The sequence below is a fragment of the Larsenimonas rhizosphaerae genome, assembly GCF_026240105.1.
In the GTDB taxonomy this organism is placed as follows: domain Bacteria; phylum Pseudomonadota; class Gammaproteobacteria; order Pseudomonadales; family Halomonadaceae; genus Larsenimonas; species Larsenimonas rhizosphaerae.
In genome coordinates, this window is record NZ_JAPIVE010000001.1 from 692,878 (window position 1) to 719,620 (window position 26,743).

Below are 26,743 nucleotides of genomic sequence, written 5' to 3' on the forward strand. Positions count from 1 at the left end.
TCTGCTGCAGCCTAAATGGAAGACATGAAAAAGGCGGCTCTTGAGCCGCCTTTTTCCGTTCATTCAGTATCAGTCGCCGATGTGGCTGCCAATCTGAACGATTTTCATGCTGTTGGTGCCGCCCTGGGCATTGATGTGGTCGCCGCGGGTCAGGATGACGTAGTCGCCTTCCGAGGCAATGTTGCGGCTTTCGATCTCGGAAATGGCCCGCTTGTTGACCTCACTGTTCGGCATGTCATCGGTATCGAACAGAATCGGCGTCACCCCCCGGTACAGGGCCATGCGACGAAGCGTGCGCTTGTGGCCTGAAAGGGCAATGATCGGCAGGCCAGAGCGGATACGCGAGGCCAGCAGTGGGGTATAACCGGTTTCGGTCAGACAGGCGATGGCAGCGACACCCTTGAGGTGGTTGGCTGCATACATGGCAGACAGGGCAACGGTTTCATCGATGCGCGTGAAGCCTTCATTCATGCGGTGCTTGGATTCCTGTGCAGCGCGCTCACGCTCGGCACCCAGGCACAGACGGTTCATCGCTTCGATGGTTTCAACCGGGAACTTGCCCGCGGCCGTTTCGGCCGACAGCATTACGGCGTCAGTCCCGTCCAGTACAGCGTTGGCGACGTCGAATACTTCAGCGCGGGTCGGCAGTGGCGACTCGATCATCGATTCCATCATCTGCGTGGCCGTGATAACCGACCGGTTGAGCTGGCGTGCACGCGCAATCATGCGCTTCTGGACGCCGATCAGCTGTGCATCACCGATTTCAACACCCAGATCACCACGGGCGACCATTACCGCATCAGAAGCAATGATGATGCCATCAAGGGTCGCTTCATCGTTGACGGCTTCTGCGCGCTCGACCTTGGCGACCAGTGCAATGTGCTTGCCTTCCTCGCCCAGCAGCTGACGCGCCAGTTTCATGTCTTCACCCGAGCGGGGGAAAGATACGGCCAGGTAGTCCACATCAATTGAAATGGCGGTTTTCATGTCTTCCTTGTCCTTGTCGGTCAATGCCGACGCGGACAGGCCGCCACCCTGCTTGTTGATGCCCTTGTTGTTGGACAGCTTGCCACCGACCTGTACGCGGCAGTTGATCTTGCTGCCTTCGACCGATTCGACTTCAAAGACCACGCGGCCATCGTCAAGCAGCAGCACATCGCCGCTGGTGACATCATCAGCGAGCTGTTCGTAGTCGCAGCCAACCTGATGCTGATCGCCTTCATCGCGGCCCAGAGAGATGTCAATTACGAACTTGTCATTGTCCTGGACCGTAACCGGGCCATCCTTGAAGCGGGCAATACGAATCTTGGGTCCCTGCAGATCCCCCAGAATAGCCACGTTGCGGTGGTGGCGTGCTGCCGCTTCGCGAACGGCTTCAGCGCGCTGGCGGTGATCATCTGCACTGCCGTGAGAAAAGTTGAGGCGAACGACATCGACCCCGGCCTTGACCATGGCATCAAGCACACCGGGTTCGTCACTGGCCGGCCCCAGAGTGGCAACGATCTTGGTACGGCGAATGGGGTCGTGCAACGCATACGGCATAGGGTTTGTCTCCTTGGGCGAAAAATAGGATGTAGTCATGTTACTACATCTTGCTCCGCGTGAAGCGAAAAGACGCTTCTGTATCACGGTCATTGCGATAGGATCGTTTTGAACGGCAGGATCGACAAAACGATGAGTCCGTTGTTTATATAGGCTACTACTCTAGCACTGGATGAATGCCCTGTAGCGGTCGAGTATTCCAATGCCGGCCGGCGGCTGTCAAAACTCTCGGCATGAGATCGGTGTTGTCTACCCTGACTGGCGCTTGATAAAACGCCAGGGTAGTGTAGGCGCATTTTTGCACACTCAAGCAGCCCATGGCGCCGGTGTTGACGCATTCACGGCGGGGCTGCTCACGAAGAGATGGAGACCTATGGGTAAGTCACTGGTGATTGTCGAGTCGCCGGCCAAGGCCAAGACCATCAATAAATACCTTGGCAGCGATTTCATAGTGAAGTCGAGCGTAGGTCACGTACGTGACCTGCCCACCAGCGGTGCCGGCAAAACGGCGACTGACCCATCCGAGCGTGCCCGTCAGGCGGCCATTACCCGCAAGATGTCGCCGGAAGAGAAGGTCGCTCACAAGAAGCAGAAGGCGCGCGAGCAGCTGGTGCGGCGCATGGGGGTGGATCCCGACAACGACTGGGAAGCCCGTTACGAGGTACTGCCTGGCAAGGAAAAGGTGGTCGATGAGCTTAAAAAGCTCGCCGAGAAGGCTGATGCGGTCTACCTCGCGACCGACCTTGACCGCGAAGGGGAGGCCATCGCCTGGCATTTGAGGGAAATCATTGGTGGCGAGCCCGAGCGCTATCGCCGCGTAGTCTTCAACGAGATTACCAAAAATGCCATCCAGAGCGCCTTTGAAACCCCGGGTGAGCTGAATAATGATCGCGTATCGGCTCAGCAGGCGCGGCGTTTTCTGGACCGTGTCGTGGGCTTCATGGTGTCGCCCCTTTTGTGGAGCAAGGTCGCGCGTGGCCTGTCTGCCGGCCGGGTTCAGTCCGTCGCCGTTCGGTTGATTGTTGATCGGGAGCGGGAGATCAGGGCCTTTGTCCCTGAAGAATTCTGGGATCTGCATGCTGACCTGCAGGGGCAGGCGCATCAGTTGCGCTTTGATGTGGTCAAGGCCGGCGGGGTGGCGTTTCGACCTGCCTCCGGTGAAGAAACCCAGGCGCATGTGGAAGCGCTTGAAGGTGCCGAGTACCGGATTGCATCGCGGGAAGACAAGCCGACCAGCAGCAAGCCGGGTGCGCCATTCATTACCTCGACCCTGCAGCAGGCTGCCAGTGGCCGACTGGGGTTCTCGGTCAAGAAGACCATGATGATGGCCCAGCGTCTCTATGAAGCAGGCTATATCACCTACATGCGTACCGACTCGACCAACCTGTCAAAGGATGCCATCGAGATGGCGCGTCGTTACGTGACGGACCAGTTCGGAGAGACATATCTGCCCGACTCGCCGATGGTCTATTCCAGCAAGTCCGGTGCACAGGAGGCTCACGAGGCCATTCGGCCCAGTGACGTCACGCGCCAGGCAAGCGATCTGGCCGGGATGGAGCGTGATGCCGAACGGCTTTACGAATTGATCTGGCGTCAGTTCGTGGCATGCCAGATGGTGCCTGCCCAGTACAAATCGACCACGCTGACCATTCATGCCGCTGATCACGAGCTGCGTGCAAAGGGGCGGGTGCTGGTATTTGACGGTTATACCCGTGTTCAGAAGCCCGGTGGGAAACAGGACGATCAGGAGCTTCCCGATATCAAGGAAGGCGAAACCCTGTCGCTGATCAGGCTTGATCCGCAGCAGCACTTCACCAAACCGGTGGCACGGTACACCGAAGCGAGTCTGGTCAAGGAACTGGAAAAGCGCGGTATTGGCAGGCCCTCAACGTATGCAGCCATTATTTCGACCATTCAGGAACGCGGGTATGTTCGTCTCGAAAGTCGGCGGTTCTACGCGGAAAAGCTAGGCGAAATCGTGACTGACCGGTTGGTCGAATCCTTTGAAAACCTGCTTGATTACGGCTTTACGGCTGAAATGGAAGATGAGCTGGATGAGGTGGCAGACGGTGCGCGCAACTGGAAGGCCCTGCTGAACGATTTCTATACCGACTTCAGCAGCAAGCTGGCTCTGGCCGAAAGTGATGAAGGCATGCGGCCGAACCAGCCGGTCGAAACCGACATCGAGTGCCCCAACTGCGGTCGTCCCATGCAGATTCGTACTGCCTCGACCGGAGTATTTCTGGGCTGTTCGGGCTATAACCTGCCGCCCAAGGAGCGCTGCAAGCAGACCATTGATCTGCTGCCCGGTGAAGAGGCGGTGCCGGCCGATGCCGATGATGAAGCCGAGACCGATGCGCTTCGTGCCAAGCGGCGCTGCCCGATATGCAGCACCGCCATGGACAGTTATCTGATTGATGAGCATCGCAAGCTGCATGTCTGTGGTAACAGTCCGGACTGTAGTGGCCACGAGATCGAGGAAGGCAAGTTTCGCATCAAGGGATATGAAGGCCCGACCATTGAATGCGACAAGTGCGGCGCGGATATGCAGCTTCGCACCGGCCGGTTCGGCAAGTACTTTGCCTGCACCAATGACGAGTGCAAGAATACCCGCAAGCTGCTGAAAAGCGGGGAGGCCGCACCGCCGAAAATGGACCCGATCGACATGCCGGAGCTTGAGTGTCGCAAGGTCGATGATCACTACGTGCTGCGTGACGGCGCCAGTGGTCTGTTTCTGGCTGCCAGCCAGTTTCCTCGTAATCGGGAAACCCGACCGCCGTTGGTGAAGGAGCTCAAGGCGCATCGCAAGGCATTGCCAGAGAAGTATCATTTTCTGCTGCAGGCGCCTGATGAAGACCCGGATGGACGTGATGCGCAGATTCGTTTCTCGCGCAAGACCAAAACCCAGTATGTCATGACCGATAATGACAGTGGCAAGGCGTCCGGATGGAAGGCCACGTTTGAAAACGGTCACTGGCAGGTCGATGACAAGCGTAAATAAGAGGCGTACGGCATGAGCCAACGGGGCGAGACCAATCGACTGGTATACGAGGCTGACCTGTTGCTGCGCATTGATAGTGTGCCGGATGACGCCCTGGTCGCGCGTACTCGGGCACTGGAAGAGGGTGCAGCGTTGTTGCTCGAGCAGGCCCTGGTGAGTCTATTGGTCGAGATCGATGACAGTACTGTCTGGCAGTCAGGCCAGTGGCGTGGGCAGCTGATGGCATCGACCATTCAACGTGCAGAGCTGATCCAGCTGGCAGAATTGTTGCGCCGGCCCGACAGCTGGCTGTCACTGCTGCTGGATGAGTGTGCGGCGGTAGTGCCTGCCGGTCGTGCGGCTACGCCGGCGGCCGGTGAGGTCATGATCGCCACCACTCGCCTTTCCCGCCGGGAGGTACTGACCCAGGCTGTCATTGAATTCAAGGCACTGGCCGCTGCCCTGCGCCATACGAATGAGGAGTGGTGACGTCTGCGGCGCCGGAGTGGTAAACTTGTGTTATCAGCGACCATGGCTTTTGCCATGGTCGTTTTTTATTCATGGCGGGTAACTGCCGAGCAACACCGGCCAGACGCAAAAAAGGTGGATAATGACCGACACAGCCATACTGGAAATTGTTGAACTTGACGATGGCGAGGTCGTGCTGCGCTCTTCCGAGAGTGAGGATGAGCCCCTGGTCAGCATTCGTTTTTCCGAGGATGCGCTGGAGATGCTCAAGGACAGTCGTTTCGATATTGCGCGGGAAATGATCGATCATGCCCTGACACGTTCCAGGCTCTGGGAAGGGGGAGACCCTGCAGATGAAGACGACCAGCCGTCTTCCACCGTACATTGAAAAAAGCCGGCATTCGCCGGCTTTTTTCATGGGTGATCAGCGGTTGCGCTGCCGTTGCTGATAAAGCCATGCACCGCGTTTCCCCTGACGTTGAACATCCATGTCGTTACGAATCTGAGCATGGCTGATCAGGGCAAAGATGAAGGTGCCGCCCATGATGTTGCCGGCAAGGGTGGGCAGGCCGAAATGAAACAGGAAGTCGCCCCAGGTGGCACGACCGTCAAAGACCAGATAAAGCACTTCACTTGAGCCCACGATAATGTGGGTAAACTCCCCGATGGCCACGACATAGGTCACGATCAGGATAACCCAGACCTTGGCATTCTCGACCGACGGTAGCACCCAGACCAGCGTGGCAATCAACCAGCCGGCCACAATGCCCTTGGAAAACATTTCCATGGTCGTGTTTTCAAGGACGTGCTCGCCAATGGTGACAAAGGATGCCGATACTTCCGTGGAGAACATGGGCAGGTGAAGGAAGGTGAAGGCCGCCAGTCCTGCGCCCAGGATATTACCGATCAGTACCACTCCCCACAGGCGCATCAGGCAGACAAAGTTCTTGAACGTAGGGTGGCTCATGGCCGGCAACACGGCCGTGACGGTGTTTTCGGTAAACAGCTGTTGTCGGGCGAGAATGACAATGATGAATCCCAGGGTATACCCCAGGTTCTCGATGAAAAAGGCGGCACTGGAGCCTTCCGGCAGGTGGGTATGAAAGATGCCCTTGGCCATCATGGACGCGCTCATGGAGATGCCGGCGGCAATGGCAGACCAGAGCAGGGCAAAGGTGTCACGCTCCAGTTCCTTTTCACCATCAATACGCAGTCGCTCATGAACAGCCGCTGCCTGGGAAGGGAGTTGTTGTTCGTCCAGGGCTTCGCTGCCTTCCTCGCTGTCTCCCTCCAGCGCAGCTTCCTGCTCTTCTCGGGCCTGTGCCTGGGCACTGGCCTCATCATATTTATCCGCGGGAGAAGACGATTCCGTGTCCATGATATGTTCCGTTGTGTAGGGGCAGGGCCGCCTCATTATATAGGGTGCGCCTCGATCGCCATTCAAAAACGTGCATGACGTCAATGACAGGTCAGGAGATCTGGTCGGCATCGGGGCATTACAGACGTATTATCGTTGGATGCTCTTCAGTAGTCAGGGTGTAGTGCCAGCGCAGGGTGAACATCCACGGCCCTGCGCCGGTGTTGATATTCAGGCACCCTTGACCCATGTTGCCTTAAAACTAGGTTAGTCGTTTTTATTATATGCCACATGTGCGTTGTGGCATTTGTATTCAGAGGATGCAATGACCACTTTTTATGCAGGAAGTAACCGCATGAAACAGCATGCCCCTGCTCCGGTAATGGAGTTTCGGGCAGTAATGGTACCGGCGTTGACCCGATGGCTGATGGAGGCCTCGGATGCACGCTGACATGCGACAGGGCTGGATACTTCTTCTGATTGTACTGGTCATGCTGACGCCCATGGGGGTTGATATCTATCTGCCTTCCCTGGCGCAAATGCGCCTTGACATGGGGGGAGCCAATGCCGAACTTCAACTGACCATCACGCTTTTTATCTTTACCGTAGGGCTGGGCCAGCTGCTGGCTGGCCCATTGACGGACCGTTTCGGTCGTCGCCCATGGGCAATTATGGGGTGCCTTCTGTATACGCTGGGGGCCGTGAGCGGCATGTTGTCAAGCAGTCTGCCCTTGCTTTACGCAGGTCGAATCATTCAGGGCATCGGGGCCTGCATCGGGTCTGTCGTGGCCTTTTCAGCGGTCAGAGATGCCTTCTCTCCTCATCAGGGAGCGCGTGTCTATAGCCTGCTCAATGGCGCGCTGTGCATTATTCCTGCGGTCGCACCGGTACTGGGCGGAGGGCTGGCTAGTCTATACGGCTGGAGAACGACGTTTGCCTTCATGGGGCTGTTTGCATTGACGGGTGCCCTGGCCTGCCTGCGATTCATGCCTGAAACCCTGCCTGCCGAAAAGCGTCTGACCGGACCGTTGTACCGATTTCATCGTTTTTTGCCCATGCTGCTCAGTGCCCGGTTTCTGTTCCTGGCGCTGTTGGGTGCGCTCGGCATGGGGGGGATTCTTGTCTACGTCACGGCGGCACCGCTGTTGCTCATGGATGAACTGGGGTTTTCAAGGCTGGCCTTCGGGATGATCTTTGGTGCCAATGCACTGGTTAACATTGCTGCCTTTGCCGGGGCTACGCGCCTGATCGACCGGCATGGGCGTAATAATACGCTCAGGGCCGGGCTGGCGGTCGCCTTGCTGGCCGGCATCATGTTCCTGGTGAGCTGGTGGGGGCTGGCACCATCAGCTTGGAGCTTCATGGTGCCTGTTGCGGTCTTCACTGTTGGCTTTTCGCTGGCTCTTGGTTCAGCGCTGAGTCTGGCACTCGAGCCATTTTCCGATCGTGCTGGCAGTGCCTCGGCCCTGTTCGGCTGTTGCCAGATGAGTGGTGGTGCGGCACTGGCGACGCTGGTTACTCACCTGCCTTTTTCGCCATACTTAATGATGGGAACTCTTTGTACAGCAGGATTGGGGGCTGGTCTGTTGGTCGGACGGCATCGGGCCATCGGGGTCTTTCCATAGCGCCAGGCAGCCTGGCATGTCCATTTATTTTAGTATGGGGCATCTCTGATTGCCCGATGCCGCCGATAACAGGTTACAGGGGGCAGCCAGACTTCGGTCCCTGTGCATTCATGTAATGCTGGCATGAAGTTGTATCAGCGCAGCGATCATCCTGGCCGAGTTGCAAGCAGCTAATGAGTGGTAGAATACGATTAATCTGGATTAATTCGGCCCGTGACCTGTACGCAATATTGATGAACCGGGCGCCGTTCAAGCGGTCCAAAAGGCCATGCCGGGGCGCTACTCCCGGCAACAAGCGGTTACCAACCGATGCCTGCCGGGTGTGTGAAATTTGTTACGGTAACAGGTGAAATTTGATGATTTTCAGCGCCTTTTGACCATTTATTGCTGTGTAAACAGTAAAAGTGAATGAAAAACAGGGTGTTGATTCGATATGGCCTTTATAGCTTAATGCCGGATAGACTTTGGTGGTGGTGATGCCTGACATGGTCTGAAGCACGTGTTTCAGTCAGAAGAGGATCACCATATAAATGGAATTATAATCGCGCATGAGGAGTTTACCCGTGACGCTAGGTCAAGCTGCAATTACCCCGGTAACGGGGCGTCTTTCACGCCGTCTGCCTGTACTGGCCTTCGGCATCGCTTCCATCATGGCTGCCCAGCATGCCTTCGCCTTCGGGTTTGATGATGTGGCCGACAAGGCCAAGGCGCTGTCGGACCAGAACTACAGCCAGCCGGAAAGCAATCTGCCGGATCAATTGGCCAATCTGCAGTACAAGGACTATGCCAAGATCCAGTTCAAGGCGCAGGACTCCCTGTGGCGCGATGAAAACCTGCCTTTTGACTTGAGCTTTTTCCACGAAGGCATGCATTACGATACGCCGGTGACCATCAATGAAATCGATGGCCCGACTGCCGACGATGTGCACAAGGTAAAATACACGCCGGATGATTTTGATTTTGGCGACCTGAAGATCGACAAGTCCAAGCTCAAGGATCTGGGGTTTGCCGGATTCAGGGTCAACTATCCGATCAATAGCGAGACCAAGCAGGAAATCATGGTCTTCCTGGGGGCCAGCTATTTCCGCGTCATTGGTGAAGGGCAGCGTTACGGTTTATCCGGTCGCGGGCTGGCTATCGATACGGCGTTGTCTTCCGGTGAGGAGTTCCCTCGCTTCAAGGAATTCTGGATTGCCAAGCCCGAGAAGGGTGACAAGTACCTGACCATTTTTGCACTGCTTGATTCACCCAGCATGACTGGTGCCTATCGGTTTGTTCTGCGTCCGGGTGAAGACAGCATCGTTGATGTGAAATCCCGCCTGTTCCGCCGGCATGAAGTCACCAAACTCGGCGTGGCCCCGCTGACCAGCATGTTCCTGTTCGGTCCGAGCCAGCCCAGCAGCACAACCAACTATCGGCCGGCGATTCACGACTCCAATGGTCTGGCAATCAATGCCGCCGACGGCGAGTGGCTATGGCGTCCGCTTCAGAACCCCAGAAAGCTCCAGGTCAACTCCTTTGAGGCCAACAGCCCGAAAGGCTTCGGTCTGATGCAGCGTAGCCATGACTTCCATGACTACGAAGATCTGCACGACCGCTATGACCTGCGGCCCAGTGCCTGGATTCAGCCCAAGAATGACTGGGGCGAAGGTCAGGTCGAGCTGGTACAGATCCCGACGCCCAACGAAACCAACGATAATATCGTGGCCTACTGGCGTCCGACGACCTTGCCAGGCGTTGACCAGCCACTCAACTATGATTATCGCATCAGCTGGACGATGAACGAGCCGCGCTATCATGATCCGGACAATGCTTGGGTTTCCCAGACACGCAGGAGCGCCGGGGAAGTCCTGCAGGACAATCTGGTACGCAAGAGTGATGGATCCACCGAATTCGTGATCGACTATGTAGGTCCGACGCTCAAGTCTCTGGATGGCAATACCACGCCGAAGGCCAACGTGACGACTGGCGCGAACGGAGATGTCACGCGTACGGAAGTACAGCGCAACTCGGCCACTGGTGGCTATCGTCTGTCCATCAATGTCAAACCGAAGGATGCAGCCAAGCCCGTGGAGCTGCGCGCCAGCCTGACGAATGATCAGGGCGGTGCGCTCTCCGAGACCTGGAGCTATATGTTGCAAGCTGCCAATGAGTAACAATTCATCCCTTTCCAGTCCCGCCCAGGATTACCTCGAGCGCCTTGCGCTCGAGGTACGTCATCCCGGGCAGCGCCGTGACCTGCTGTCTGGCGGAGCGGCGCATTCGACCCTGTTCGAACTGCACCAGAGTCTGTCGCCTGATGCCACCTTTGAGGGCGAGGATGCGGCCAATGGCAGTATTCTCAAGCGGCTCGAGCTGGCCTATGGTGCCTCGCCACTGGCACCGCCTTCCGTATTGAAACCGGATGCGGATGGACGCAGCCAGATCAATACGGCGCCGCCACTCAAGCGCACGCCCATGGCTCCCAAGCCCTGGACGACCAGCCCGTTCGAGCGCTTTGCCAAATCCAGAAAGCTCAAGCAGGGCACGCTTAAACCGTGGCAGAGAAAGACAGAGGCGCCGGTCGCGCCCAGTCGCCATCACTGGCAGAAAGTCGGCTCCGCGCGTCGTTGGGTGCTGATATTGCTGACGGTAGCGCAGAGTGCCATGGCCGTTACCTACATGACCTCGATTCTGCCCTACAAGGGCACGGCACCGCTTGAAATCGCCATCCTGATTCTGTTTGCGCTGCTGTTTGCGTGGGTCTCTTCGGGTTTCTGGACGGCCCTGATGGGGTTTTTTCAGTTGCTCAAGGGACGTGACCGTTTCAGCATCACGGCCTCGGCGACGCCTGATACGCCCATCGAGGACAGTGCCCGTACCGCGCTGGTCATGCCGATCTGTAACGAGGATGTTGATCGCGTCTTTGCAGGACTCAAGGCCACCTATGAGTCGGTGCAGCGCAGTGGTGAAGGACGCCTGTTCGACTTTTATGTTCTGAGTGACACCTATGACCCGGAGCTGTGTCTGGCCGAGCAGCATGCCTGGATGCGCTTGTGCAAGGAAGTCGATGGCTTTGGCCATATCTTCTATCGCCGTCGCCGCCGTCGCGTGAAACGCAAAAGCGGTAACATCGATGATTTCTGCCGACGCTGGGGCGGCCAGTATCGCTATATGCTGGTACTGGATGCCGATAGTGTCATGACCGGCACCTGCCTGAAGCGTCTTGTTCAGCTGATGGAAGCCAACCCGAATGCCGGTATCATTCAGTCGGCACCGGTGGCTGCCGGCAGCAACAACCTGTATTCGCGGCTGCAGCAGTTTGCGACCAGCGTCTATGGGCCGTTGTTCACGGCCGGGCTTCACTTCTGGCAGCTGGGTGAATCGCACTACTGGGGGCACAACGCCATTATCCGGGTTGAACCCTTCATGTATTACTGCTCGCTGGCTCCGTTGCCTGGCAAGGGCGCGCTGGCCGGAGAAATCCTGTCGCATGATTTCGTGGAAGCGGCGCTTATGCGTCGGGCGGGATGGGGCGTATGGATTGCATATGATCTGCCGGGCAGTTTCGAGGAAATGCCGCCGAGTCTGCTTGAAGAGCTGCAGCGGGACCGACGCTGGTGTCACGGCAACCTGATGAACTTCAGGCTGTTCATGGTGCGTGGCATGCACCCGGTGCACCGTGCCGTGTTTCTGACAGGGGTGATGTCCTATCTTTCGGCGCCACTGTGGTTCCTGTTCCTGGTGCTTTCCACGGCGATGCTGGCGGTGCATACCCTGTCTGCACCGGTGTATTTCCCTGAGCCGGGCATGCTGCATCCCCAGTGGCCTGAATGGCACCCGGGCAAGGCAGTAGCCCTGTTCTCTACCACATTGACTCTGCTGTTTCTGCCCAAGATCCTGAGTGTGATCCTGATCTGGGTGAAAGGCGCCAAGTGGTATGGTGGTCGGGGGCGTCTGGGTCTCAGTATGGTGCTGGAATCGCTGTTTTCCATGATGCTGGCACCGGTACGGATGCTGTTCCATACCCGCTTTGTTCTGGCAGCACTACTGGGTATCAAGATCAAATGGACCTCGCCATCGCGTGACAGCAGTGAAACTCCCTGGCGGGAAGCCATTATGCGTCATGGGCCGCAGACGATACTGGGCGTTGTCTGGACCGCTGGCGTTTATTATCTTGACCCCCGGTTCCTGTGGTGGCTGGCGCCGATTGTCGGCGCATTGATGCTGTCGATCCCGGTATCGGTGATTTCGAGCAAGGTAGGTCTCGGGCTCAAGTCCCGCGCTTCCCGCCTGTTCCTTATTCCCGAGGAAGCCAACCCGGCGCGCGAGCTTCGGGCGACCAAGCGCTATGTTCGCCATGCCGAAGCACTGCGCGAGACGCCTCGTTTCATCGATGCGGTGGTGGATCCGGTCGAAAATGCCTTTGCCTGTGCCATGGGTGTGGCACGTCACGGTGTTTCACCGGCGCTTGAGCGCAGTCGTCGCCGTTATCTGGAAGAAGTGCTTGAGCATGGGCCTGAGCAGGTACCCAATGCGTTGCGTCTGCAATTGCTGGATGATCCGGTACTGCTCTCGCGCCTGCACTATACGGTGTGGAACGAACGGGATCGTTATCCGGCGTGGGTGGACGAGACCTACGAGCATCGTCCTCCGCCTCGTTTCGTGTAATGAAAAAACCGCCCGGGTTATCGGGCGGTTTTTTTATGCGTGGGCCATCAGGCGGTAGCGATCTCCAGTCCTTCGCGCGTGACCTCGGCCAGAAAGTCGATGTCGTGCTTTTCGATGATATAAGGCGGCATCCAGTAGATGACATTACCCAGTGGACGAAGCAGTGCGCCGCGACTGAGTGCATGCTGATAGACCTTCAGGCCGCGACGCTCCTCAAAGGGAAACGGCTCCAGCGTTTCCTTGTCCCTGACCATCTCTATCGCCACGATCATGCCATGCTGACGCACGTCGCCCACGTGCGGGTGATCCAGAAGCTCTCTGCTGCGCAGGCGCATGTGAGCGCTCAGCGCCTTGTTGCGCTCGATCACGTCGTCACGCTCGAAGATATCCAGCGTTGCCAGTGCAGCAGCACAGGCCAGAGGATTCCCGGTATAGCTGTGAGAATGCAGGAAGGCTTTCATGGTGGCGTAATCATCGTAGAACGCCTTGTAGATGTCGTCGGTGGTCATGACCACGGAGAGGGGGAGGTAGCCTCCTGTCAGGGCCTTTGACAGGCACAGGTAGTCCGGACTGACATCGGCCTGTTCGCAGGCAAACAGCGTGCCGGTCCGGCCGAAGCCTACGGCAATTTCATCAAAGATGACGTGGACGTTGTAGCGGTCACAGGCTTCTCTCAGCAGACGGAGATAGATGGGGTGGTACATGCGCATGCCGCCAGCACACTGAACCAGAGGTTCGATGATAACTGCGGCAATGTTGTCATGATTCCTGGCGAGCTTGGCTTCCATATGTTCGAACATGGCGCGCGAGTGTGCTTCCCACTGATCTTCCGGAAGGCCATAGCAGTCCGGTGAAGGAATGGCTTCAACCTCGAGCAGTAACGGCTTGTAGGTGTCACGGTAAAGCCCGACATGGCTGACCGACAGGGCGCCCAGCGTTTCACCATGATAGCCGTTTTGGAGCGATACAAATGTCTGTTTGTCCGGCTGGCCCTTGTTTTGCCAGTAGTGAAAGCTCATCTTCATGGCCACTTCGGTGGCCGAGGAGCCGTTGTCGGCATAGAAGCAGTGGCCCAGCCCTGCGGGCGCAATCCTGCCCAGCCGCTCGGACAGTTCAATGACCGGGGCATGCGTGAACCCGGACAGGATAACGTGTTCCAGCGAGTCAAGCTGAGCCTTGAGGCGGGCATTGATGGTCTCGTTGGCATGGCCGAAGATGTTGACCCACCAGGAGCTTACGGCATCCAGGTAACGCTGGCCTTCAAAGTCCTCAAGCCATAGCCCCTTGCCGTGTCGGATGGGAATCACCGGCAGCCATTCATGGTCCTTCATCTGTGTGCAGGGGTGCCACAGGCTGTCGAGGTCGCGCTGCATCCAGTGCTGGTTCGTGGTCATGGGGTTCTCTCTGACTCGATGTGTTTCAGATAATTTCCGACGGCAGTTGCAGGAAACTGCTGATATGGCGTGGTTCGGGGTTATCGCTGAAGGGCACCGTGCCCAGGCAGGGGGCATCCAGGGACTGATAAAGGCACTGCAATGTATCTGACTGGCGCTCCATCATCGGATCAATGCCATTGGCCACCCAGCCGGCACAGACAAGGCCATCGGCCCGGATGGCTTCAAGTGTCAGCCGGGCGTGATTGATGGCGCCGAGCCGGACGCCGACGACCAGAATCACCGGTAGACTCAGTGCCGGAGCCAGCGCGCAAAGATCTTCCTGTGCGTTGATGGGCACTCGCCAGCCACCAGCGCCTTCGATCAGGGTCAGGTCTGCACGCTTGTTCAGTATTCGCTGCATGGCTCGGGCCAGTTCGGCTATATGCAGGGGGGTATCAGCCTGGGTGGCCGCCACGTGGGGGGCGATGGCCGGGGCAAAGCACCAGGGGGTTATGTCCTGCTCGGTCAACGGCAGGGAGCACTGTGCTCGCAACGCGCGTGTATCACTGTTGGAAAGCCCGGCTGCGGTCAGTTCCGACCCGGAGGCGATCGGCTTTCCGGCAGCCGTGGACAACCCTTGCTGTTGCGCGCGGTACAATAGTGCCGCGCTGATGGTGGTCTTGCCGGCATCGGTATCCGTGCCGGTGACAAAAAAGGCCGATGTCATGGCGTTGTCCTGTTCTTCGAGGGGCGTGTCAACTGCAGGAAGCCCACTCGGTAGCTGATGGTGTAGCGTTGACCGCCACTGGCTTCCTGCCAGACCGCCTGCAGCCGTCTGGCGGGCAGCGGATGGCAGGTGCCCTGCAGGCGGGTATTGGCACCTATGCCTCGTAAATGTCGCAGGGCATCGGTAAAGACGTGACTGTGTTCTGACAGCGTACGTAGTTGCACTCCGGCAGAGACAAGCTGGGTCATGGCAATGGTTCGCTCCACGTCAGCCAAAGACATGAAGGAATTGATCGGGCTTTGGTGGCCCAGTGCGTGACAGGCCTGATTGAATTCGTGAAACGAGCCACGAAGGAGAGTGCAGATGAAGGCTGTTCCCCCCGGCTTCAGCACGCGTTCGATCTCGGCCAGGGCCAGAGACAGATCGCACCACTGTAGTGCCAGACAGGAGGTGACGTAATCCATGCCCTGCTCTGCCAGTGGCAGCATTTCAGCATTACCCTGTACCCAGCGGACGGGGCTGTCGTCGGACCAGGTCCGGCGTGCCTGATTCAGCATGCCGGCTGCCAGATCAAGGCCGTAGAGTGAGATGTCCTGATGCTGCTCAGCCAGATGGTTCAATACGGCGCCGGTTCCGCAGCCGATATCGAGTATCCTGCCCGCATGGAGCGCAGGCATCATTTCAACCAGATGACGCGCGGCGGTGTGCTGCAGGGTAGCGTGACGATGATACTCGGGGGCAGCACGCGAAAACGCGTCACCGATCTGCTGTCGAAGGGCCGTGGGTGTCATGATGCTCCTCCAGTCAGTATCGATGCAATCGAGGCTATCGTCGCCGGATTGGTGACCAGATCAGCGTGGGTCATGCCGGGCATGAGTGTGCCGTGAAAGTGGCTGGAATACAGGTGTTTCATGTCATTACGGGCGGTAGATGGCACCAGGGCGTCAAGCTCTGCAAAAAATGCATCATGGCGGCAGTGAGTCATGTCGGAGCGGTTATCCAGCCGGCCAAGCAGGTGGAGCCCCCTGGCCAGCTCAGCGGCTGGAGCGGTGGACAGGTACTGCTTGAGGGTCGGCGCCCCTCGGTGCGGGTAAGCACATAGCGCCAGAAACCGTTTTATTACCCTGTCCGGTGTATCGCTGAATTGACGAGTGAAATGATGCAGTGTGTCGGCTGGCAGGGCACTGCGCCACTCGGTGGATTGGGTAAAGCGGGCATTGGCGCCCAGCGTGATTACGCGGGCTATGGTGGTGCCGGGGCGCTGAGCCAGGGCGTGTGCCAGCATTCCCCCCAGCGACCAGCCCAGTACCCAGGCGTGATCAGGCAGCTGATGGGCCAGAGTGTCCAGCCATCCGGTATCATCCGGCTCGATATGCCAGGGCAGCTCAAGGCAGTGGGTTGAATATCCGTGGGTCTGGAGGGCCTGGGCCAAGGGGTGCATGACCTCGGCTCTGAATGGCCAGCCGGGTAACAGATAGAGTGCCGTGTTCATGCGGTGCCTGCCATGATCATGGGCCACACTACTGCAAGATGGTCCATCAGCTGGTCGATATCATCCATGGTATGTGCCGCTGACAATGTAATGCGCAGGCGAGCACTGCCCGGCGCCACTGTCGGCGGTCGAATGGCACCGACCATGATACCGCGCTCGAACAGGGCATCCGCCAGCGCCATTACTCGTGTTTCATCACCGACCACGATGGACTGTATCGGCGTGGTCGAAGGCAGTAACGAGGCTTCGGGAAGCGATGCCATGCGAGCATGGAAGTAAGCAATCAGTGCGTTCAGGTGGCTACGGCGCCATCCCTCGTCCCGAGCAATGGCAATGGCGGCCACACTGGCCCACGCCAGGGCAGGAGACAGCCCCGTTGTAAAGAGGTAGGGCCGGGCAAACTGGGTCAGGGCGTTGATCAGGTCATCATCGCCGCTGATGAATGCGCCCTGGGTGCCGAATGCCTTTCCAAGAGTGCCGGTCAGCAGCGGTACATCCTCCGTGCCAAGTCCGGCAGTTGCAACGCAGCCCTGGCCCTGGGCTCCCACTACGCCGAAACCATGGGCGTCATCCACCATGAGCAGGCTGTCATGTTCATGGCAGGCCCGGGCAATCTGCGAGAGTGGCGCCTGGTCTCCCTCCATGCTGAACACCCCGTCACAGATGGTCATGACCGGGTGGTCTCGCGTCAGGCAGTGAGCAAGGTGACCAATGTCATTGTGCTGATAGCGTGTCAGTCGGGCGCCTGCCAGCACGGCGCCGTCCAGGAGGGAGGCATGATTCAGCCGGTCCTGAAGTACATGATCCCCTTTCTGCACTACAGCACTGATGGCCGCCAGATTGGCCTGGTATCCGCTGGAAAAAAGCAGCGTGCGAGGCCGCCCTGACAGTGCAGCAATGGCTTCTTCAAGGGCATCATGGGCCTCGCTGTGGCCACTGATCAAATGCGCGCCGCCACTGCCTGTGCCATAGCGTCTGGCGCCCTCATGGAGGGCGGTTGCCAGGCGCGGATCATCCGAGAGACCCAGATAGTCGTTGCTGCAAAATGCCAGTACGTCGTGATCATCCACGCGTGTCCGGGTCTGGCTGGATGCACGGCGAGTGCGATGCAGACGTTCACGTCTGTCGGCGCGGTGTGTCTCAAGCCTCAAGGCAAGCCGTTGCCGGGCGTTCATCAGACCGCCACGTTATGGGCCAGTGTCTCCAGACGCTGATGATGAAGTGCATCATCTATTGCGATCTGGTGAGCTTCATCACTGACGCCATGGCGGTGTTCCGGATGCAGGCCAAGTTTTTCGAACAGCACCGTATCCTTGTTGATGCCAGGATTGGCTGCTGTCAGCAGGCGATCACCATAGAAGATGGAGTTGGCACCGGCCATGAAGGCCAGAGCCTGCATTTCTTCGCTCATGTTCTCACGCCCTGCGGCGAGGCGAACATAGGATGACGGCATCAGCAGGCGCGCTACCGCAATGGTGCGGATGTAGTCGATGGGATCGAGCTCTTCCACGTTTTCAAGGGGAGTACCCTTGATGCGGATCAGCATGTTGATGGGAACGCTTTCCGGATGAGTCGGGAGATTGGCCAGCTGCTGAAGTAGTCCGACTCGATCGTTTTCCGATTCGCCCATGCCCAGAATGCCGCCACAGCATACCTTCATGCCGGCCTGGCGAACGTTATCGAGGGTCTCCAGCCGGTCGGCATAGGTGCGGGTGGTGATGATCTCGCCGTAATATTCGGGAGAGGTATCCAGGTTATGATTGTAGTAATCAAGGCCGGCATCAGACAGCGCCTGAGCCTGCTCCGGTGTCAGGGTACCCAGCGTCATGCAGGTATCAAGACCGAGAGCCTTGACGCGTCTCACCATTTCAAGCACAGCCGGAAAATCCTTTTGAGTCGGGGCCTTCCAGGCTGCTCCCATGCAGAAGCGGCCGGCACCTGCTGCCATGGCCTGTTTGGCATCAGCTTCCACGCGGTCGATTTCGAGCAGTTTTTCCTTTTCAAGCCCGGTAGCGTAGTGTCCTGACTGAGGGCAGTACTTGCAGTCTTCCGGGCAGGCGCCGGTCTTGATCGAGAGCAGCATCGAGACCTGAATGGCATTCGGATCAAAGTAATGACGGTGAACGGTTTGCGCCTGAAACAGCAAATCGTTGAACGGCAGTGCAAGCAGGGCGCTTATCTCGTTACGGGACCAGTCATGGCGCAAGGCAGTCATCCCATTTCCTCATTATTTTGTAGACACGGATAGCGCTATCCTAAAAGTGCTGTCTCGTTTGTCAACCATATAAATTCTTCATGGTTAACATCATTGCGGCGGGAGCTGGCGCGAGTTGTTGATTTTTCTGCGAGGAGAGCGAAACGGATAAAAAGGCTGTCTCTATGAATATGACGCGCTACAGTGATTCAACAGCATCATGCAGGGTACTAGTAATGACGAATGAGCATGACCGGATGCACTGGGCAACGGAGGGGAGCCGATGACCCTGCGGTTACTATTGAATGGAAAGTCATCGGGCAATGAAGAGCTGCGTGCGGCAATCTTTGAAGCGCGTGATGCGGGGCATGACCTTGATGTGCGCGTGTCCTGGGAGGGGGGAGACATTGAGCAGTTTGTCATTGATGCTCACCGGGATGGAATTCAGCGCATTATTGTAGGTGGAGGCGATGGAACGATTAACGAAGCTGCTACAGGGCTTATGGCACTGCCGGCCGCAGAGCGTCCCGAGATGGGGATTATTCCCATGGGTACAGCCAACGATTTTGCGACCGGATGCGGTGTTCCTCTGACTCCTGACGAGGCGTTGATGCTGGCCATTCGCGGCCAATCCGTGGATGTGGATGTCGGCCAGATCAATGACAAGGTCTTTCTCAATATGGCGTCCGGTGGATTCGGGGCCAAGATCACGACCTCCACGCCGCCGCTTCTGAAGAAGATGCTGGGCGGCGGGGCCTATTCACTGGTAGGTGCGATTCGTTTCTGGAGCTTTGAGCCCTATGCGGGGCGGCTGGAATGGGATGGAGGTGCCAGGGACATTCGTGCCATGGTGCTCGCCATAGGTAACGGGCGCCAGGCCGGTGGGAGTCAGGAATTAACGCCACGGGCCAGTATTGATGATGGCTTGCTGGATGTGATGGTGGTCGACGCGTTTGGCTATCGCAACATTCCAGCTGTCGTGCGTGAAATGGAAGCACTGGGGCCCCATGGCCGGTTTGTGCATTATTTCAAGACGCCCTGGGTATCCTTCAAGACCACGGCAAATCCACTACCAATCAATCTGGACGGTGAGTTTCACGAGTTTGAAGCGCTTGAATGCAGTGTGAACAAGGCAGCGCTGCGGATTGTATTACCTGAAACATGTCGTTTACTGACGAGCAATACAGGCCAGGAGGATCCTTCATGAATGAATTTATGGACGCAGCCATTGCCGAAGCCCGGCTCGGTCGGGAAGCCGGTGGTGTCCCCATCGGCTCCGTGCTGGTGCACAACGGTGTAATTCTGGGGCGGGGACATAATCAGCGTGTCCAGAAGGGAAGCGCCGTACTCCATGCCGAAATGGCCGCGCTTGAAAATGCCGGGCGGCTGCCGGCACGAACGTATCGGGAATCGACGCTTTATACTACGCTGTCTCCTTGTCCAATGTGTTCCGGCGCCATTGAGCTTTACGGTATTGGCCATGTGGTCATTGGTGAGCATCAAACCTTCATGGGCGCTGAAAAGGCGCTGGAGATGAAGGGCGTAGTACTTGATGTGCTGGATAATGACGAGTGTATTCAACTGATGACAGAGTTTATTCGCGAGCGACCCGATATCTGGAATGAAGACATCGGTGAAGAATAATCGCTGACATGAAAATTGAGCTGATACTTAACCCGGCATTATTCACTTTCTCGACAATATCGTCGTCTGGTGTTACAACTTCAGGCACTTTTGCATTATCCCGGCAGGTTTAATAATAAAAGTCGTCCGGGAACGTTCTGGTGGTCGCAGGGAGCGAGGATATTTTGCACTTCATGGAGAGAATGACATTATGAGTATTAAAAAGATTTCAGCAGCAAGCATGGCACTGGCTCTGGCACTTGGTCTGAGCGCCTGTGGTGACAACGGTGATGAAGACAAGGGCACCGAGCAGCAGAACCAGGCCACCACCGAGCAAAGCCAGCCTGCTACAGAGCAGAATCAGTCCCAGATGACGGATGACAAGGCGGATACAGCGACTGATTCCAGCACCATGGACTCCTCCAGCACCGAAGGCGACATGACATCTGATGTTCCCGATGCCACCGAAGACAGCACCATGGATGGCATGCAGGAAGACCATGACATGGATGACAAGCATGGCATGAAGGAAGATGGCATGTCCGCTGACGACGGCTCCATGGCAGGCGATGAAACGCATTCTTCTGCCACCATGAGTGGTGCCGAAAACGCCGAACAGATGAATGATACTGACACTCAGACTCAGTAATATGTCGGTGTGGTGCCTTGCGCCGCGTTCCAGGAACCCTCGCTTCGGCGGGGGTTTTTCGTGTGTGGGACAGGCCCGTTGCCCTCGTTGGTTATTGAGGATAGTTCGCCGGTAACGTTGAGGGGCAGGCTGGTCAGTGATGTTTCAGGCATGAAAAAAGCCCACATGTGTGGGCTTTTCTGTCGCCAAGCTATCGCTTAGTTGACGAGTTTGATATTTGCAGCCTGCAGGCCTTTCTTGCCCTGTGTCACTTCGAAGGACACCTTCTGACCATCCTGCAAGGACTTGAAACCGTCCGCCTGGATTTCGGAGAAGTGTGCAAAAAGATCATCGCCACCATCATCCGGAGAAATGAAGCCGTAGCCTTTGGTGTCGTTGAACCATTTGACAGTACCAGTTGCCATGTCTATTTCCTTTCTGACTTGCTAGAGACTAATCGAGCCGTAGCTCGTTAATGCGCTGGGCCTGCCAGGTACATATCACGTTTGAATGGATTACCGTTCACCGTGATCGATATTGTTCCTGCAAACCTGCAATTTCAGAATGCGACAGTCGGATTACCTCGTCAAGCTTATTTTTGGCGTTCACTGCGTTAGTATAAAGCGTCGCTTAAATTAAAAGTGGAGCACACTATGCCGGTACAAAATGTAGATTATAAAAAGGACGGCGCCGCTGAAGATTTCGTGGCGTCATTGAAGGAAACCGGTTTTGGTGTCATTCGAAATCATCCGATTGATATGGCGCTCGTGGAGCGTATCTATGAGCAGTGGGCTGCATTCTTTGATTCCGAAGAGAAGCAGCAGTGGCGTTTTGATCCGAAGACGCAGGATGGCTATTTTCCTGCCGATGTATCCGAAACGGCGAAGGGGGCATCCCAGAAGGATCTGAAGGAGTATTACCACGTATACCCCTGGGGCAAGGTCCCCGATGCGCTTGAAGAAGACATTCGGTGCTATTACCGGCAGGCAAATGCCCTGGCCGGTGAATTACTGTCCTGGATCGAGAGATACAGCCCGGCGCAGATTGCGAAGGATTTCAGTGAGCCGCTGTCCGACATGATTGCCGACAGCCAGCAAACACTGCTCCGGATCCTTTATTACCCTCCCATGGCGGCAGAGACACCTGTTGATGCCGTTCGCGCCGCCGCGCACGAAGACATTAACCTTATTACCCTGTTGCCGGCAGCCAACGAACCCGGCCTTGAAGTAATGGGGCGAGACGGTGAGTGGATGGCTGTGCCCTGTGACCCGGGTCAGTTGATCATCAATGTCGGAGATATGCTGCAGGAAGCGTCCGGCGGGCACTTCCCCTCGACCACGCATCGCGTCGTTAATCCCGAAGGTGACAGCGCACGCAAGGCAAGGCTTTCCCTCCCGCTCTTTTTGCATCCCCGGCCGGATGTTCGTCTTTCCGACCGCTATACTGCTGACAGCTATCTCAAGGAACGACTGAAGGAGCTGGGTGTTATATGAATGCATCATGGCCGGCGTACTGGCGAGAAGCAGTCTCTCCCGAGGATGCTGAATTCGCCTGTTCGCTGGTCAATCACACCATGACGCCTTACTGGCGTCAGCGACGAATGGCCTTCAGCCGGCGCAAGTTCATGCAGCTGTGGCCGGAAATGCAGGCCTGTATCATTGAGTTCCATGGGCGTCAGGACGGATTCATCGGCTGGGATTTACAGGGTGAGATCAGTCACCTGCGTGAACTTCACCTGGTTGACGGCCTTCGTGGGACCGGGCTGGGAACCCGCATATTGCGTGACTGGATGGCCCTGCAATGGAATAGCGGGGCCAAAGAGGCACGGCTGAAGGTATTCGAGGATAACCCCGCTCGACGTCTTTATTATCGAATGGGGTTTCGCGTCAGCCATTATTTCGAGGATGATACCGGTCTGCTGGGCATGCGCTGCGTTCTGGCAGAGCATCCCGGGCATACCTGGTCACTCAATACCTGACGGAATTTACTGATGACACAGCCATCTTCCACTCCCTCACATAACCTGTTTCTCGGCTACGTGCTGTGGATTTTCGGGTTCATGGGGGCGCATCGTTTCTACTATGGCAAGCAGCTGACGGGCACGCTCTGGTTTTTTACCCTGGGGTTCTTTCTGATCGGCTGGCTGGTGGATCTCTTGCTGATTCCTGCCATGTCCAACGAAGCCAACCGGCGCTTTCTTACCGGACGCGTCGATTATTCGCTGAGCTGGATCCTGCTTACCTTCACTGGCATTTTCGGCCTGCACCGGTTTTACATGGGAAAATACCTGACTGGTATCGTGTATCTGCTGACCGGCGGTCTGTTTCTGATCGGCGTCCTGTATGATTACTGGACCCTCAATCAGCAGGTGTCTGATATCAATGGCGATATAGCCGGCGCAGCTCGCCTGAACTAGGCACTCTTCCATCTTTCTACATTACAAGGACGTATCATGGCCTCCGAGTCAAAAGCCGTGATTTATGCCGCCATGGGCGGCAATCTACTGATCGCAGTTACCAAATTCATTGCGGCGGGCATTACCGGCAGTTCCGCCATGCTGTCGGAAGGCATTCACTCGGTAGTGGATACCGGTAACCAGGGGCTGCTCCTGCTGGGCATGAAGCGTGCCAAGCGGCCTGCGGATGCGAAGTTTCCGTTTGGCTACGGCAAGGAAGTCTATTTCTGGAGCTTTGTCGTCGCAATGCTGATCTTTTCGATCGGTGCCGGGGTGTCCCTTTATGAGGGGATTGCGCACGTCATGCATCCTGAGCCCATGAGCTCACCCATGATCAATTACATTGTGCTGGGGCTGGGTATCCTGTTTGAAGGAGCATCCTGGGCGTTCGCTCTGCATCAGTTTCGCAAGACCAAGGGCAAATGGAGCTATGTGGAAGCCGTGCAGCGTGGCAAGGACCCATCACTTTTCATGGTGGTCTTTGAAGATTCGGCAGCCCTGCTGGGTCTTTTCATTGCCCTGCTGGGCGTCATGCTCAGTCAGTGGACGGGAAATCCGGTATTTGACGGGGTTGCCTCGATTATCATTGGCCTGATTCTGGCGGGTACGGCAATCTGGCTGGCCATCGAAACCAAGGGGCTATTGATCGGTGAAAGTGCCAACTCGCGTGTGGTCGAAGGTATTCGGCGTCAGGCGGACGATGAGCCGCTGATCGAGGCGGTTCATGAGGTGCTTACCATGCACATGGGCCCGGATTTCATCCTGGTCAACATCAGCGTTCGATTCGATCGTGAGGCCACTGCCGAGCAGATCGAGCAGGTGGTAGTAAAGCTTGATCGCGCCATCAAGGCAGAGTTCGAGGAAGTGAAGCGGATTTTCGTGGAAGCGGAATCTGCACGCGGGATAGATTCAGGCCGGGCCGAGCATCAGCCGGGACAATGAATGTCCCGCTGATCGGAAAGGGATTACTCACGAAGTCTTCAGGGAAGAACATGGCTGAACGAATCAAGTTGACAGGGTTGCTGGAAGCGCTCGATGAACAGGTGGATGCGCGCAAGAAAGAGGTGACGCTGGGCGACGTCGTTTCCATTTTCAAGGGGCGAGGGTTTGGGCCCCTGATTACATTGCCGGCCCTGATTGCATGGCTGCCCACGGGGGCCGTGCCGGGGGTACCTTCCTGCTGCGGGATCATGATTGCACTGGTTTCAATACAGTTGATGCTGGGCAAGTCATCTCCCTGGCTGCCCAAACGGCTTCGCGAGGTATCCTTTGGTCGGGACAAGCTGGAAACGGTCATGGACAAGGTGACGCCGGTGACCCGCAGGGTTGACCGGCTGATCAAGCCGCGAATGGAATGGATCGTGGATGATGGTGCCCTGCGCGTGCTGGCAGCGTTCACAACGCTGCTGGGGATCGCCATGATACCTCTGGAAGTATTGCCCTTTGCTGCAGCTGTCCCGGGAGTCACACTGACATTGATTGGTGTCGGTGTGGCTGCCCGGGATGGGGCGGCGGTCATGCTCGGACTGGTGATCTCCCTGATAGGGGGAGTGTGGATTGCAACGATGATCTAACGGTTTACCAGCATGGAGCGGTCGTAATCGACCTGCCGCTCCCGTGGGGTCAGCATCACGACATCCCGGGTTGACCCCTTGGCCAGACTTTCGAAAATGGCTTGATAGGCCAGCACCGCCTGAACATATTCACGGGTTTCCCTGAACGGAATACTTTCAACGAATAGATCAAAGGGCTGGGTGCCGCCCATCAGCCAGCGATCCACTCGTCCGGGGCCGGCGTTGTATGCCGCTACCGCCGCGACACGGTTGCCACTATAGCGATGCAGCATATCGCTGATATAGGCACTTCCCAGCGCAATATTGACCGATGGGGTCATGAGGCTGTCAACCCCTTCGTAGGCGATTCCCTTCTGGCGGCTCACGTGAGCGGCGGTTCCCGGCATCAACTGCATCAGGCCCCGTGCGCCGACAGGCGATTGGGCTCTGGGGTTGAAGGCGCTTTCACGTCGGGCTATGCCCATCAACAGCCACGGGCTGACATCACGCTTTTGCCCCCATGCACCGAATTCACTGGCATGAGCCGGTGGGAACCGCCAGTGCAGGGCATCCCATTCGCGGGTCTTGATCGAGGTAAAGACCGCGAGTTCGTACCATTGCCGAGACAGGGCGTAATGGGCCAGTTTGTAGACATCGTTTGGTTCACTTCGATCAATCAGATAGCTCCATTCGCTGCGGGCCAGGCCTGTTTCGCCGATTCGCTCAAGTGCATTGATGCGCTGGATGGCCGGCAGGGCCATTATGCTGTTCATTGAAGCCGGTGGTGTATCTCGGGCATCCTGTTCCAGGCTGTAGGGCACACCCAGGTGATCTGCTGCAGCAAATCCGAAAAAGCTGCGCTGGCCGGCAGCCTTTTGATAATGCTCCAGTGCCTGGCTGGGTTGTCCCAGTTGCTGTTGAGCGCGGGCCAGCCAGTATTGCCAACGGGCATCATCGCGCTGGTCGGGCGCCATCTGTTGAACCCAGTGACTGACCTGTCCCCATGCGCGCTGTTCAAGGGCAACTCGAACGCGCAGCTCAAAAAGGTCGCTGTCACTTAATTGCGGCAGCATCCGATCGACTTGAGCAATGTTATCGGTGTGTCCGCGTACCAGCGTATAAAATGCCAGATCGTGTTCTATGTCGTGGCGCTGCTTGCTGTCCAGCGGGGCCTTCGGGCTCAGCTGCTGCCAAAGGGCCAGAGCCTTGCGAGTATCCTTTCGAGTCAGTGCGTGGAAGGCAGTGGTGTACAGTGCGCCGGCTACCGGGCGTGAGAACCGTGCAACCGAGAGATGGGCAATGGCGTCGGGCGACTGGTCAATCTGGTGATATGCGGTAATGGCCGGTTCCCACCCTGAATTCAGGCGACCGGCAAGGTAATTGGCCAGACTGTCATTGCCGGCCTCCTTGGCAAGTGTCAGGCGGTGCCAGATATCCTGCTGGCTGAGACGGCCATCGGACAGAAGCGTATTGAACAGGGGGTCACAGGCATTGTCCTGCGAGCGTCCTACATTCCAGAGCGTGCGAGCCCCCTCAACGGCCATGTCCGGTTTTTGAGTCAGCCAGGCCCGATAGAAGTAACACTGACGTTCGGCCCCCCCCGGGGGCGTGGCAAGGCTGATGTCACGCAGGGCCTGAAAGCGTCCTGCACGACCGTAGGCACCGATGGCCACGGAACGCATCCATTCGCTGAGAGGCGAATCCTGGTATTTGTTGATAAAGGCCAGTGTCTGGTCGGGCGCAAGTGCAGGAAGCTGTTGTTTGATGCGGTGATATTCTATATATCCCTCAAGAGCATGGCCCTTGATGCCCTGTTGGTTGATGCTGCTCCATTGATGATGGCGAGCGGCGTCCAGAGCGCGTCGCATGGCCTGGTCATCGGCCTGTGCTTCGGGCAGGGCCAGAAGACACAGGGCGCTGGTCAGGCAGACGGCAGAAAGTCGTGTCAAAAACGTCACCGGTGCTTCTCCTGCAGTAGGACCGTGGAAACCGATCAATTTACCAGGTAATAAGGACATCAATTCAGCGTGATGGTTTATCGATCACGCCGGATGCATGGCCAGAGTGTCAATC

At 57.1% G+C, this 26,743-nt stretch carries 24 protein-coding genes; 14 read left to right on the forward strand and 10 right to left on the reverse strand.

Annotated elements, in window-relative coordinates; all coding sequences use genetic code 11:
- Window positions 1–69 precede the first annotated feature (69 nt).
- Window positions 70–1,542 carry a pyruvate kinase gene (pyk, locus tag OQ287_RS03220; protein WP_250936572.1) on the reverse strand — a complete coding sequence of 491 codons (1,473 nt, stop codon included), beginning with the start codon at window positions 1,540–1,542 and terminating at the stop codon, window positions 70–72.
- A gap of 373 nt (window positions 1,543–1,915) precedes the next feature.
- Between pyk and topA the strand changes: the two genes are divergently transcribed.
- The 3 genes from topA to OQ287_RS03235 all read left to right on the forward strand — a co-directional run bounded on the left by topA (window position 1,916) and on the right by OQ287_RS03235 (window position 5,378).
- Window positions 1,916–4,543, forward strand: coding sequence for a type I DNA topoisomerase (gene topA, locus OQ287_RS03225; RefSeq protein WP_265895561.1), 2,628 nt, complete (start codon window positions 1,916–1,918; stop codon window positions 4,541–4,543).
- Window positions 4,544–4,555: 12 nt separating this feature from the next.
- Window positions 4,556–5,011 carry a DUF6586 family protein gene (locus OQ287_RS03230; RefSeq protein ID WP_265895562.1) on the forward strand — a complete coding sequence of 152 codons (456 nt, stop codon included), beginning with the start codon at window positions 4,556–4,558 and terminating at the stop codon, window positions 5,009–5,011.
- Between the two features lie 121 nt (window positions 5,012–5,132).
- Window positions 5,133–5,378, forward strand: a complete 246-nt coding sequence (locus OQ287_RS03235) for a hypothetical protein (protein WP_250936575.1) — start codon at window positions 5,133–5,135, stop codon at window positions 5,376–5,378.
- Window positions 5,379–5,414: 36 nt separating this feature from the next.
- Here OQ287_RS03235 and OQ287_RS03240 read toward each other — a convergent pair whose 3' ends face one another.
- The gene (locus OQ287_RS03240; RefSeq protein ID WP_250936576.1) at window positions 5,415–6,368 is read right to left on the reverse strand and encodes a formate/nitrite transporter family protein; all 954 of its coding nucleotides are present in this window, start codon (window positions 6,366–6,368) and stop codon (window positions 5,415–5,417) included.
- 419 nt (window positions 6,369–6,787) lie between these two features.
- On the opposite strand from OQ287_RS03240, the gene OQ287_RS03245 reads away from it, so the two are divergent.
- The 3 genes from OQ287_RS03245 to mdoH all read left to right on the forward strand — a co-directional run bounded on the left by OQ287_RS03245 (window position 6,788) and on the right by mdoH (window position 12,622).
- Window positions 6,788–7,972: a multidrug effflux MFS transporter gene (locus OQ287_RS03245; protein ID WP_265895563.1), complete on the forward strand. Its 1,185-nt coding sequence runs from the start codon at window positions 6,788–6,790 to the stop codon at window positions 7,970–7,972.
- A gap of 563 nt (window positions 7,973–8,535) precedes the next feature.
- Window positions 8,536–10,128: a glucan biosynthesis protein G gene (locus OQ287_RS03250; protein ID WP_322974089.1), complete on the forward strand. Its 1,593-nt coding sequence runs from the start codon at window positions 8,536–8,538 to the stop codon at window positions 10,126–10,128.
- Window positions 10,121–12,622: a glucans biosynthesis glucosyltransferase MdoH gene (mdoH, locus tag OQ287_RS03255; protein ID WP_265895564.1), complete on the forward strand. Its 2,502-nt coding sequence runs from the start codon at window positions 10,121–10,123 to the stop codon at window positions 12,620–12,622. The genes OQ287_RS03250 and mdoH overlap by 8 nt, the downstream gene beginning before the upstream one ends.
- 47 nt (window positions 12,623–12,669) lie before the next feature.
- Here mdoH and OQ287_RS03260 read toward each other — a convergent pair whose 3' ends face one another.
- From OQ287_RS03260 to bioB, 6 genes are read right to left on the reverse strand one after another with little or no spacing between them, the layout of a single operon-like run.
- Window positions 12,670–14,016 (reverse strand): adenosylmethionine--8-amino-7-oxononanoate transaminase, encoded by a 1,347-nt coding sequence (locus OQ287_RS03260; RefSeq protein WP_265895565.1) that lies wholly within the window; start codon window positions 14,014–14,016, stop codon window positions 12,670–12,672.
- A 25-nt stretch (window positions 14,017–14,041) separates the two neighbouring features.
- Window positions 14,042–14,725 (reverse strand): dethiobiotin synthase, encoded by a 684-nt coding sequence (bioD, locus tag OQ287_RS03265; RefSeq protein WP_265895566.1) that lies wholly within the window; start codon window positions 14,723–14,725, stop codon window positions 14,042–14,044.
- Complete coding sequence (locus OQ287_RS03270) at window positions 14,722–15,516, reverse strand: methyltransferase domain-containing protein (RefSeq protein ID WP_265895567.1); 795 nt, start codon at window positions 15,514–15,516, stop codon at window positions 14,722–14,724. The genes bioD and OQ287_RS03270 overlap by 4 nt, the downstream gene beginning before the upstream one ends.
- Window positions 15,513–16,217 (reverse strand): alpha/beta fold hydrolase, encoded by a 705-nt coding sequence (locus OQ287_RS03275; RefSeq protein ID WP_265895568.1) that lies wholly within the window; start codon window positions 16,215–16,217, stop codon window positions 15,513–15,515. The genes OQ287_RS03270 and OQ287_RS03275 overlap by 4 nt, the downstream gene beginning before the upstream one ends.
- Window positions 16,214–17,392, reverse strand: coding sequence for an 8-amino-7-oxononanoate synthase (gene bioF / locus OQ287_RS03280; protein WP_265895569.1), 1,179 nt, complete (start codon window positions 17,390–17,392; stop codon window positions 16,214–16,216). The genes OQ287_RS03275 and bioF overlap by 4 nt, the downstream gene beginning before the upstream one ends.
- Window positions 17,392–18,432: a biotin synthase BioB gene (gene bioB, locus OQ287_RS03285; protein ID WP_250936584.1), complete on the reverse strand. Its 1,041-nt coding sequence runs from the start codon at window positions 18,430–18,432 to the stop codon at window positions 17,392–17,394. Before bioB ends, bioF begins: the two co-directional genes overlap by 1 nt.
- 262 nt (window positions 18,433–18,694) lie before the next feature.
- On the opposite strand from bioB, the gene yegS reads away from it, so the two are divergent.
- The 3 genes from yegS (at window position 18,695) to OQ287_RS03300 (ending at window position 20,683) form a co-directional block, all read left to right on the forward strand.
- A complete protein-coding gene (gene yegS / locus OQ287_RS03290) occupies window positions 18,695–19,618 on the forward strand; it encodes a lipid kinase YegS (protein WP_265895570.1) in 924 nt (307 codons plus the stop codon).
- Entirely contained in the window at window positions 19,615–20,055 is a 441-nt protein-coding gene (locus OQ287_RS03295; protein ID WP_265895571.1) for a nucleoside deaminase, read from the forward strand. Before yegS ends, OQ287_RS03295 begins: the two co-directional genes overlap by 4 nt.
- Window positions 20,056–20,245: 190 nt before the next feature.
- A complete protein-coding gene (locus tag OQ287_RS03300; protein ID WP_265895572.1) occupies window positions 20,246–20,683 on the forward strand; it encodes a hypothetical protein in 438 nt (145 codons plus the stop codon).
- Window positions 20,684–20,880: 197 nt separating this feature from the next.
- On the opposite strand, the gene OQ287_RS03305 is transcribed toward OQ287_RS03300, so the two are convergent.
- Window positions 20,881–21,087, reverse strand: a complete 207-nt coding sequence (locus OQ287_RS03305) for a cold-shock protein (RefSeq protein WP_106477230.1) — start codon at window positions 21,085–21,087, stop codon at window positions 20,881–20,883.
- Between the two features lie 228 nt (window positions 21,088–21,315).
- Here OQ287_RS03305 and OQ287_RS03310 point away from each other — a divergent pair, with 228 nt between their 5' ends.
- From OQ287_RS03310 to OQ287_RS03330, 5 genes are read left to right on the forward strand one after another with little or no spacing between them, the layout of a single operon-like run.
- Window positions 21,316–22,155 carry an isopenicillin N synthase family dioxygenase gene (locus OQ287_RS03310; RefSeq protein WP_250936588.1) on the forward strand — a complete coding sequence of 280 codons (840 nt, stop codon included), beginning with the start codon at window positions 21,316–21,318 and terminating at the stop codon, window positions 22,153–22,155.
- On the forward strand, window positions 22,152–22,640 hold the full coding sequence (locus tag OQ287_RS03315) for a GNAT family N-acetyltransferase (RefSeq protein ID WP_250936589.1): 489 nt from the start codon (window positions 22,152–22,154) through the stop codon (window positions 22,638–22,640). The genes OQ287_RS03310 and OQ287_RS03315 overlap by 4 nt, the downstream gene beginning before the upstream one ends.
- 12 nt (window positions 22,641–22,652) lie before the next feature.
- Window positions 22,653–23,078 (forward strand): NINE protein, encoded by a 426-nt coding sequence (locus tag OQ287_RS03320; RefSeq protein ID WP_265895573.1) that lies wholly within the window; start codon window positions 22,653–22,655, stop codon window positions 23,076–23,078.
- Window positions 23,079–23,114: 36 nt separating this feature from the next.
- Window positions 23,115–24,059, forward strand: coding sequence for a cation diffusion facilitator family transporter (locus OQ287_RS03325; RefSeq protein WP_250936591.1), 945 nt, complete (start codon window positions 23,115–23,117; stop codon window positions 24,057–24,059).
- Between the two features lie 50 nt (window positions 24,060–24,109).
- Window positions 24,110–24,691, forward strand: a complete 582-nt coding sequence (locus OQ287_RS03330; protein ID WP_265895574.1) for an exopolysaccharide biosynthesis protein — start codon at window positions 24,110–24,112, stop codon at window positions 24,689–24,691.
- On the opposite strand, the gene OQ287_RS03335 is transcribed toward OQ287_RS03330, so the two are convergent.
- A complete protein-coding gene (locus OQ287_RS03335) occupies window positions 24,688–26,628 on the reverse strand; it encodes a transglycosylase SLT domain-containing protein (RefSeq protein ID WP_265895575.1) in 1,941 nt (646 codons plus the stop codon). The genes OQ287_RS03330 and OQ287_RS03335 overlap by 4 nt on opposite strands.
- Window positions 26,629–26,743 lie beyond the last annotated feature (115 nt).